General features: G+C 60.4%; 8 protein-coding genes. 3 read left to right on the forward strand and 5 right to left on the reverse strand.

Annotated features, from left to right (window positions below):
• Positions 1-99: 99 nt before the first annotated feature.
• The 3 genes from JMJ97_RS07560 (at position 100) to JMJ97_RS07570 (ending at position 3,745) form a co-directional block, all read left to right on the forward strand.
• Complete coding sequence (locus JMJ97_RS07560) at positions 100-807, forward strand: hypothetical protein (RefSeq protein WP_138375206.1); 708 nt, start codon at positions 100-102, stop codon at positions 805-807.
• A gap of 193 nt (positions 808-1,000) precedes the next feature.
• A complete protein-coding gene (locus JMJ97_RS07565; RefSeq protein ID WP_260699770.1) occupies positions 1,001-2,077 on the forward strand; it encodes a hypothetical protein in 1,077 nt (358 codons plus the stop codon).
• 297 nt (positions 2,078-2,374) lie between these two features.
• On the forward strand, positions 2,375-3,745 hold the full coding sequence (locus tag JMJ97_RS07570) for an amidohydrolase family protein (protein ID WP_260699771.1): 1,371 nt from the start codon (positions 2,375-2,377) through the stop codon (positions 3,743-3,745).
• Positions 3,746-3,852: 107 nt separating this feature from the next.
• On the opposite strand, the gene JMJ97_RS07575 is transcribed toward JMJ97_RS07570, so the two are convergent.
• From JMJ97_RS07575 to JMJ97_RS07595, 5 genes are all read right to left on the reverse strand, one after another.
• Complete coding sequence (locus JMJ97_RS07575) at positions 3,853-4,326, reverse strand: hypothetical protein (protein WP_055310332.1); 474 nt, start codon at positions 4,324-4,326, stop codon at positions 3,853-3,855.
• A gap of 146 nt (positions 4,327-4,472) precedes the next feature.
• A complete protein-coding gene (locus JMJ97_RS07580; RefSeq protein WP_226812542.1) occupies positions 4,473-4,742 on the reverse strand; it encodes a metal-sensing transcriptional repressor in 270 nt (89 codons plus the stop codon).
• A gap of 138 nt (positions 4,743-4,880) precedes the next feature.
• A complete protein-coding gene (locus tag JMJ97_RS07585) occupies positions 4,881-5,102 on the reverse strand; it encodes a heavy-metal-associated domain-containing protein (RefSeq protein ID WP_260699774.1) in 222 nt (73 codons plus the stop codon).
• Positions 5,103-5,249: 147 nt separating this feature from the next.
• Positions 5,250-7,589, reverse strand: coding sequence for a heavy metal translocating P-type ATPase (locus JMJ97_RS07590; protein ID WP_260699776.1), 2,340 nt, complete (start codon positions 7,587-7,589; stop codon positions 5,250-5,252).
• A 571-nt stretch (positions 7,590-8,160) separates the two neighbouring features.
• Positions 8,161-9,452, reverse strand: a 1,292-nt coding sequence (locus tag JMJ97_RS07595; RefSeq protein WP_260699777.1) for a DUF6273 domain-containing protein, incomplete at its 5' end; no start/stop codon positions are given.

The following is a 9,452-nucleotide window of genomic DNA, read 5'->3' on the forward strand; positions in this document are numbered from 1 at the left end:
TCTGGTTTGCAGCCGGAGGCCTATTTTGCCCGCGCTGGTCGTGGCCGACCACCCTCCTCGTAAGCTCAAATTGAGGTCTATCAGTTTGAGGAGGATGCCATGACTGACCACGCTTTAGACCGAGCGCAGCTAGCCGAAGCCGTCGGCAACGATATTGCCGACATAGCCCATTTTTGGATGCTGCGGAAGTTCCAGTTTTTGGAGCCGGCGCGCGAACAGTTCGAGATCATTGTCGACCCGTGGCTCAGCTATTGCACCGAGCCTTCGCAAAACGAAATCATGGCCTACAACATGGCGTTTACCGATTGGCTGCTCTTCGAGCGCTCCTATCGCCATGGCAAGACGCTGCTCGAGCTGTATGTTGACGAGCCGCCGGCATCGCTTTCGCCTGCCTCGCTCAAGCGGCTCGAGCAGGTACGCGACACGCAGTATTTCTCGCGCTTTGGCATTTTGGACAAGGATCCTGCGAACGGCATAGTTGCGCTGAAGGATACGCGCACCGACCGTCGCTTTGATGTCTACGACCCGCATATCGTGCAAAAGGAGCATTGGAGCGACGGCGCGATTGCGGTGCGCCTCGCTTGCGTCGACGATGTCTGGCTGACGGCGGGACAGCTCTATCTGTACGACATCGCGCGCCTGAGTGACACGGCAGTCGATGGGCCGGGTGCGGTGCATCCGGAGGACCTGCAGGATGGCTTTGACACCTCGTGCATCAGCTTCTTTTTGCGCCTGGTCCGCGACATCATGGGCGCCCAGGGGCGCTACGTAAAGTCCCTCAACATCTACGAACAAGAATGGGAGTAGGGGATGTGACTGGTGTCGCCCTACAGCCCTGACTTTGTCTCAATCTGTAACGTTTAGCGGCTGTTTGAGCCCGTAACTGTTACAGATTGAGACGGAAGGTTGGCGGCTGTCGAAAGATCTTGTTCTGTAACAACTAGAGGCTCAAAGACTGTCTTCCTGTTACAGATCAAGACATTTGTCAGCGGAGGCAACGGTGACGATGGTCCATTTGTCTGACGTGGTGGTGACGAAAGTGTCTAATACCGTTCTCAAACACAAACATGCGACTCGCAACACGTTGGCGCGGAATAGAATGCTCGCGCGGCTCACGGAGACGGCCAAGCAAGGTGCGCTGCTCGCAACGCATGACAATACCGAGCTCATGTGGCTGCGACGCCATGTTGGAACCGACGATATCGCGGAGCCCGAGCCGTACCTGTTCTGTTTTCAGCATGATTGGGATGCATTGACGCCGGCGGAGCGAGCGCTGAGGACTATCAAAGGGCTTGCGGAATTTCATCCCGATTGGGCGTTTTGGGGCTATGACGCGGCGCTTTTGTGGGGTCTGGAGGTGCCGAATGATCTGCTCGGGCCGCGCTTTCTTGTTAAGACGGGTTGTTCGGTGACGTTGAGCGGCGGGTGCAGGTTGTTGCGTCCGCAGATGGCGGGCGTGCTCGAGCGTGTTGATGGCGTGCGGGTGACGTCGTTTTGGCGCACGGTGGAGGATTGCTTACTGCGTGCGCCGTTCTCCTACGGGTTGGCGATTGCCGATTCTGCACTGCGGGCGAAAGGCGTATCACGTTGGGATTTGTGCGAGCGCCTCCGCGCCGATTGCGAGGGCAGGCGAGGGTGTTGCAGGGCACAGGTGATTGCGTCGTATGCGGACGGGCTGTCCGAAAACGGCGGCGAGTCTCGGTTCCGAGCGTTCTTTATTGCGTACGGCTTTCCAGTTCCGGAGCTGCAGGTGGAGTTTCGCGACCCGCTCGATTCGAGCCAGGTGTTTCGCGTCGACTATTTTTGGCGGCTCGAGAACGGGACGTGTGTCATCGGCGAGCTCGACGGGAAGGGAAAGTATACCCTGCAGGATGGTGGGGATCGGGGGTCGGTCGACCCATTCGTGGCAGAACGTCAGCGAGAGTCTCATCTGACGATGCTCGGGCACAAGGTGCTTCGGTTTACGTTTGATGAACTCAAGAACCCGGGGAAGCTGGCTGAAAAGATGAGACTGGCGGGAATTCAACAGCGGGCCGATCTGGCTGAGGAATGGAGACGCCAGTGGTATGGGCGCTGAGAGGTTTTGTCTCGATCTGTAACGTTTAGAAGTTGTTTGAGTTCGTAATTGTTACAGATCGAGACAAACCGGTGAAACGTCGACCGAATGTCTTGATCTGTAACATCAAGGGGCCCAATAACCCTGTACCTGTTACAGATCGAGACATTCCCCTGATGTTGCTGGGGTGGGGCTGCAACGTATTCCGTCCCCCCCACATCCCCTCTTCCCTCCGTTAACCGATATGTCCGCAGCAATCCTGCCGCACTGGATAATAATGGACAGATGTTCAAGTTTTCTGAGGGGGAGGAGCTCGATATGGCGTCTGCCGATCGTTCTACGTTGTTTATCAATGCGACCGTCCTGGATGGCTCGAAACATATGGAGCCACAGCCCGACATGGCCGTGGCCGTTGAGCGCGGTCTCATCACGTGGATGGGGCCGAGTGCTGTGGCGCAGGCGCCTGCAGGTGCCGAGGTCATCGACCTGGCAGGGGCGTATCTCATGCCAGGCCTCATCAATATGCATGTGCATCTGTGCGGCTCGGGCAAGCCGGTTTCGGCGGGCGATGCGGGCGCGCTGATGAAGAAGCTCGATAATCCCGTGGGGCGCGCCATCGTGTGCCATATCCTCAAAGGTAGCGCCCAGCAGCAGCTGGCAAGTGGCGTGACTACGGTGCGCGGCGCGGGCGACCCGCTGTTTGCCGATCTTGCCGTGCGCGATGCTATCGATGCCGGCAAGTATCAAGGTCCTCGCCTGGTGGCGCCGGGAACGGGCGTCACGGTGCCGGGCGGCCATGGTGCGGGCTTGTTCGCCCAGGTGGCCAACGGTCCCGCCGAGGCAGCCGAGCAGGTGCGCGACCTGTATGCGCGCGGTGCCGACGTCATTAAGCTGTTCGTAACGGGCGGCGTGTTCGACGCGACCGAGGTGGGCGAGCCGGGCGTGCTGCGTATGCCGGTGGAGGTTGCCACAGCGGCGTGCAAGGCGGCGCACGAGGTTGGCCTTCCGGTTATGGCCCATGTCGAGAGTACCGAGGGCGTGAGGGCCGCGCTTGAGGCCGGCGTTGACACGATTGAGCACGGCGCTCCGTTGACGCCCGAGATCCTGGAACTGTACCGTGGCGCCGCGGGCACGCAGCTTGAGGGGCGTGCGCCCAGCGTGACCTGCACCATCAGCCCGGCGCTGCCGTTTGTATTGCTCGACCCGGAAAAGACCCATTCGACCGATACGCAAAAGAAGAACGGCGATATCGTGTGCTCGGGCATTATCGAGAGCGCTCGTGCCGCACTGGAAGCTGGCGTTAAGGTGGGCCTTGGCACAGATTCGAGCTGCCCGTTTGTGACGCAGTATGACATGTGGCGTGAAGTGGCCTATTTTGCCAAGTATGTCGGCGTGAGCAACGCCTTCGCGCTGCATACGGCCACGCAAGTCAATGCCGAGCTACTGGGGCTGGGCGGCGAGACCGGCACAATCGAGTGCGGTAAGGCCGCCGATATCCTGGTGACGCGCAAGAACCCGCTCGATGACCCGTGCGCCCTGCGTGAGCCGATGCACGTGATGTGCCGTGGTGATCTGGTGCGCAAACTCAAGGTGAAGCGTATTCCCGAGGTGGACGCCGAGCTCGACGCGATTATGGCCATGCCTGCCGAGGCGTTGGCCGAGGAGCTTGCCCGCGATGGCGTGGCGTAAGCGCGCGATATGGCGATGCGACAAAGGGACAATCCTTTTGTCATAATCAGAAAAAGCCGAGGTCCCAGTGCGAGGCCTCGGCTTTTATTTGTCCCATAGTATGGCAGCTATGAGCGCGTCTCCATCTTGGCATGGCACTTGGGGCAGGTGACGCGGATCTTGCCTTTGCCCTTGGGAACGGAGAGCATCTGGCCGCAGTTGGGGCACTTAAGATAGGCCGTGGTCTTGCGGCCCTTCCACATCTTCTTGGCTGTGCGCTTGGCACGTTCAAAGTCTTCCTTGCTAGTACCGGCTGCGCGCGAGGCGTTGGCCGCTGCAGCTCCGCCGCCCAAGCTAGCTACAAACTTGCCCAAGCCGGGTACGTTTGCAGTCGCGGCGACAAAGGCCTCGTTCTCCTTGTGACGTGCGTCGATATTTTTGGACAGGCCGCGCAGCACGCCAATCACGATTACGGCGATGGCAATCCAGCTGAGCCACTGGATGCGGGCTATCGATCCGATCATCGCGATGACGATGCCGGCAAAACCCATCACGATGGTGAGTTCATCGGCACCATTGCGACCCTTCATAAAGTCATTCATGCAAATTGCCTTTCGTTCGATATGCTGCACGCCTTTATACCCGATTTAGAGCAAGGGGGACAGGTTAATCTGCACCAATGTGGTGCAAACATACCTGTCCCCGGAATACCAAGACGGTGCAAAGAAATCTGTCCCCAATGCCCCTATTACTTGGAGAGCTTGTCGACGACGCGTTCGATTTCGGCGAGCTTGGCGGCTTTGAGGTCTTCGTCGCCCGATTCGATTGCCGAAGTCACGCAGCCCTCGATATGCGCCTTGAGCACGTCGGCGTTAATGCGCGCGAGGAGCGCCTGCGTTGCCATGAGCTGCGTGGAAATATCGACGCAGTAACGGTCCTCCTCGACCATCCGCAAGATGCCGTCGATCTGGCCGCGTGCCGTCTTGAGCATGCGGGTCACCGATTTATGGTCTGCCATCATGTCGGGTCCTCGTTTCTGGTCGATCTTCCGGATGTCCCCGTCAGTTGCGGTGAAATACGGACCGTTTAAAGGCCTAGGGCGGCACAACAGTCCGTATTTCACCGCAACTTCTGAGGATTCAGTAGGCAGCGACTGCTATGCGGCGGTCACCGAAAGGGCGTGGAACTTCTCGCCGGCGCCCTCGACAGCGGCGGTGAGCTGCTCGACGGTCACGGTGTCGGCGCACTCCACCTGGACGGTCTGGGTCTCGTGATCGGCGTCGGCGTCGGTCACGCCGGCCACGTTGAGCAACGCCGTCTCGACGGTGGCGTCGCAATGGCCGCACATGAGGCCGGAAGTCTTGATTGTGTAACGCATGGGTATTCCTCCCTGTTGTGTCGGCTTTCCCAGGCACCCGACCTTGACCTTCAAGCCGTCGCTCGCGTACCAAAGTGCGCGTCGCTCCTCTTTCGGGTCAATCTCGGGCGTCTGGAAAACCCGTTCTAGATGGACTTAATGGTGAGCCTATTTTGCCACTTTTGGCTTAAAGGATTTTAAGCGCAGCGCATTGCTTACGACGCAGACACTCGACAGGCTCATGGCCGCGGCGCCAAACATCGGCGAGAGCTGCCAACCGGTGAGCGGGAAGAACACGCCCGCCGCCAGCGGAATGCCGATGCCGTTGTAGAACAGCGCCCAGAACAGGTCCTGCTTGATGTTGCGAATTGTGGCGCGCGACAGCTCGATGGCACGGGCGACGTCCATGAGGTCGCTGCGCATGAGTACCACGTCGGCGCCCTCCTTGGCGATGTCTGCGCCGGTGCCGATAGCAAGGCCCACGTCGGCGCGCGCCAGGGCGGGGGAGTCATTGATACCGTCGCCCACCATGGCGACCTTGCTGCCCGCATCCTGCAGCTCGCGTACGTGGTGCTCCTTGTCGGCGGGGAGGACGTCGGCGATGACCTGTTCGCTGCTCAGCCCCACGCGGCGGGCGATTGCTTCGGCGGTGACTCGGTTGTCGCCGGTGAGCATGCGCACGTCGACGCCAAGCGAGCGCAGTGCGGCGATGGCTCCGGCACTCGTTTCCTTGACCTCGTCAGCCACGGCGATGGTGCCGGCAAGCTCGCCGTTCTTGGCAAAGAACAGCGGCGTCTTGCCCTCGGCGGCAAATTGTTCGGCAAGACCCGCGGGCACGGTAACGCTCAGCTCGTCCATCAGGCGTACGTTGCCGGCTGCAATGGCGTTTTGCCCCTCGCGCGCCGTAACGCCTCGCCCGGGCACGGCAGTAAAGTCCTCGACCATGCGCGCGACGATCCCGCGTGTCTCGCACTCGGCTATAATCGCCTCGGCCAGCGGGTGCTCGCTCGAGCGCTCCAACGCGGCGGCCAACTTGAGCAGCGCCTTTTCGCTCATGGCGGGCGAGCCGTCAGCGCGCGTGGCTACCACGATATCGGTCACGGCAGGCTTGCCGCGGGTGACGGTGCCCGTCTTATCGAGCACCACGGTGCCCACGCTGCGCAGGTTCTCCAGCGCCTCGGCGCTCTTGAACAGAATGCCCATCTCGGCGCCCTTGCCGGTGCCGACCATAATGGCGACGGGCGTGGCCAGGCCCAGCGCGCACGGGCAGCTGATCACCAGTGCGGCGACGGCGGAGGTGAGCGCTTCGTTGACGCTTCCGGTCAGCACCATCCACGCCACAAAAGTTACGGCAGAGATTACAAACACCACGGGCACGAACACGCCGGCGACCTTGTCGACCATGCGGGCGATGGGCGCCTTGGTGGCGTTGGCGTCCTCGACGAGCTGGATAATCTTGGCGAGCGACGTGTCGGCACCCACACGCGTGGCGCGGAAGGTAAACGAGCCGGTGCGGTTGACAGTGGCGGCGTTGACAGTGTCGCCGGCGGTCTTCTCCACGGGGATGGACTCGCCGGTGAGCGCGCTCTCGTCCACGGCCGAGCTGCCCTCGAGCACCACGCCATCGACAGGGATGGACTCGCCGGGGCGCACACGCAGCACCTGGCCGGGCAGAATGGCATCGACGTCGACGGTGGCCTCGCTGCCGTCCTCTGCCACGACGGTCGCGGTCTTGGGTGCTAAGTCGATGAGCGCCTCGATAGCGCCGCCGGTCTTGGACTTGCTGCGCGTCTCGAGGTATTTGCCCACGGTGACGAGCGACAGGATGGTGCCAGCGCTCTCAAAATACAGGTTGTCCATGCTCGTCATCATGGCCTCGTGCACCTGACCTGCGGCTAGCTGGTCGGCCATGATGAACATGGCGTAGAGCGACCAGGCGATGGAGGCGGTGGCGCCCACGGCAATAAGGGCGTCCATGGTGGGCGCGCCGTGCGCGAGCGATTTAAACCCGTTGATAAAGTACGCGTCGTTGACGTAGACGATGGGAATGAGCAGGACGAGCTCGGTGAGCGCGAGCGTCATGCTGTGGGTGTGGTCGGTGAAGATGCCGGGCAGCGGCCAGCCGAGCATGTGCCCCATGCCTATGTAGAACAGTGGGATGAGGAATACGATCGAGACGATGAGGCGGGTGCGCATGGCAGAGGCGGCGGCCTCCAACTTTTTGGTCGGTGACTCCATATGGGCGGCGCCGGACCTGGCTTGCGCACTTCCGCTTTGGACAGCGTCGGTGCCCGTGCTGATGGGTGAGGCCGAGTAGCCCGCGCGGTCGACAGCGGTGCAGATGTCGTCGGGGGAGACCTGCGCAGGGTCGTAGTCCACCAGCATAGAGCCGGCGAGCAGATTGACCGCGACGCTTTGGACGCCGTCGAGTTTGCTCACGGCGCGATCCACATGCGCCTGGCAGGCGGCGCATGTCATGCCGCCCACGTCGAACTTATCTTGAGCCATGGCTTCTCCTTTCTGTGACGTAGTGTCGGAAATGTTAACCTGCCGATACTATACACCCATACCCCCTGGGGGTGTCCAGTACAGAAAGAAATGTATGACATTTCGCTACAGATGAGGGTGGCTGCCGGGTTGGTGCACCATCCCCGCCCTTCGTCTCAATCTGTAACATCTAGCCCAGTTTTTGCCGAGCTGCTGTTACAGAATGAGACAAACTCTCCGGCGGCAAATCAATATCTCGATCTGTAACATCTAGCGGGGAAAATGACCTCTAACTGTTACAGATTGAGATTTTGTTTTGAGAGGTTTGAGTTTGTCTCCATCTGTAACAGTTAGACCGGTTTTTGGATTCCAGATGTTACAGATCGAGACGAACCTTCAGCAATAAACTCAATGTCTCAATCTGTAACATCTGGCGGGAAATATGACCCCTTACTGTTACAGATTGAGATGTTGTCTCGCGGGATTGGGGTTTGTCTCGTTCTGTAGCATCTAGACCTGTATCTGCCGAGCTAGTGTTACAAATCGAGACAACTGCCGGGGAGGGGTCCCGTCACGGCAAGACGCCCGCCGCCTAGATACAGAACCCGGGAATCACACAGGTTAGCTTGTTTGGCTTTTCCGCAGGCGTTGCGTACGTAAAGACGTCGCCGTCGTGGCCCACACGGTTTATGTAGAGCGTGCCTTCGGTCTCCGATGAGTCGGGGCTCACCGTGCGCTCCCACCAGCAGGTGTCCTTGCCCTTCCACTGGCGGACCATCGTCTCGTTCGTGGAATACGGGCTCACCTTGAGCTCGCGGAAGAGCTGATACTCCTTGCCCTCGCCGTTGTAGATTTCTGCCAGGTAGTGATAGTCCTTGGCAAACGAATCGGGCGGTTGCGTACCGCACAGCTCGACCATGGCGGGCAGCCAAAGGGTTGCGGGCAACTCGCTCAGACACGATGCACTGTTGGCGGCGCCAGCGTTATTCGAGACCTTTTTGACAGATTTGATGAGCGCGCGCAACTTGTTGGGCAGCAGCTTAAGGCCGTCGCCGTCGAGCCATTCCCGCAGCTCGCAAACTGCCCAGCCGGCGCTCGGCGGTTCAGCCGCAGCGTTGCGCTCGGCAATACCCGCGTCGAACATAAACGTCAGTCCGGCCTTGCCCGTCCCGTCCAGAAGCTCATCGTGACGGATGCCCACAAGCTGCGCGCCGACCTCCAGCCCGTTGGTGAGTTTCACGCGCTTGGTACACGGATAGGGGATATGCCCATCGGCATCGAGCAGGTGATAGCGCTTGGCAATCTCGCGTGCCTCGCTACGGGTCTCGGCGGCCTTAATCTTGAGCGAAATCTCCTGCAGCTGATCCCAGGTGTAGTCGTCAAGTGAACCGCGGATGCCGTCGAGGTAGTCGGGGATGCCAAAGCCATGGGTTGCCGCCCCGATAACGCTGAGCCCCGCAACGGCTGCGATAGCGCCGCCGATAATAAAGCGGCGGCGGGTCATGGCATCGTGGCGGGCCTGATTCAGGATCTCTCGTGCGTGCTCGCCGGCGACGTCGACCTTAAGGTGCGTGCCAGAATCGATATCAATTGCGGCCTCGTCTCCTGCACCTTCGCGGCCTTCGGATTCGGCGTCGGTGAGGTATGCCGAGAGCACCTCGAGCATCTGCTGCTCGGTGGGACGATCGCACTGCTCGACTGAGAGACCCTTCATGATGATCTGGACGAGCGCCTCATCGCCCTCGCAGCGCGGCTCGAGCGGTGCCGGCTTGGTCTTGGTCTTTACGAGATAGAACGAGCCGGTTGCAGCGGCGTCCGTCGACTCAAAGGGGGGTGCGGACAGAAAGTTGGACCGTGGGGCGGTCCGGACTGGAGGTTCGCATG

Source organism: Collinsella aerofaciens (assembly GCF_025289055.1).
In the GTDB taxonomy this organism is placed as follows: Bacteria; Actinomycetota; Coriobacteriia; order Coriobacteriales; family Coriobacteriaceae; genus Collinsella.

Bases quoted from the DNA above. Each gene is read 5' to 3' on its own strand.
- JMJ97_RS07560 (WP_138375206.1), top strand. From the start codon at position 100: ATGACTGACCACGCTTTAGACCGAGCGCAGCTAGCCGAAGCCGTCGGC.
- JMJ97_RS07570 (WP_260699771.1), top strand. From the start codon at position 2,375: ATGGCGTCTGCCGATCGTTCTACGTTGTTTATCAATGCGACCGTCCTG.
- JMJ97_RS07575 (WP_055310332.1), bottom strand. From the start codon at position 4,326: ATGAATGACTTTATGAAGGGTCGCAATGGTGCCGATGAACTCACCATC.
- JMJ97_RS07580 (WP_226812542.1), bottom strand. From the start codon at position 4,742: ATGGCAGACCATAAATCGGTGACCCGCATGCTCAAGACGGCACGCGGC.
- JMJ97_RS07585 (WP_260699774.1), bottom strand. From the start codon at position 5,102: ATGCGTTACACAATCAAGACTTCCGGCCTCATGTGCGGCCATTGCGAC.
- JMJ97_RS07590 (WP_260699776.1), bottom strand. From the start codon at position 7,589: ATGGCTCAAGATAAGTTCGACGTGGGCGGCATGACATGCGCCGCCTGC.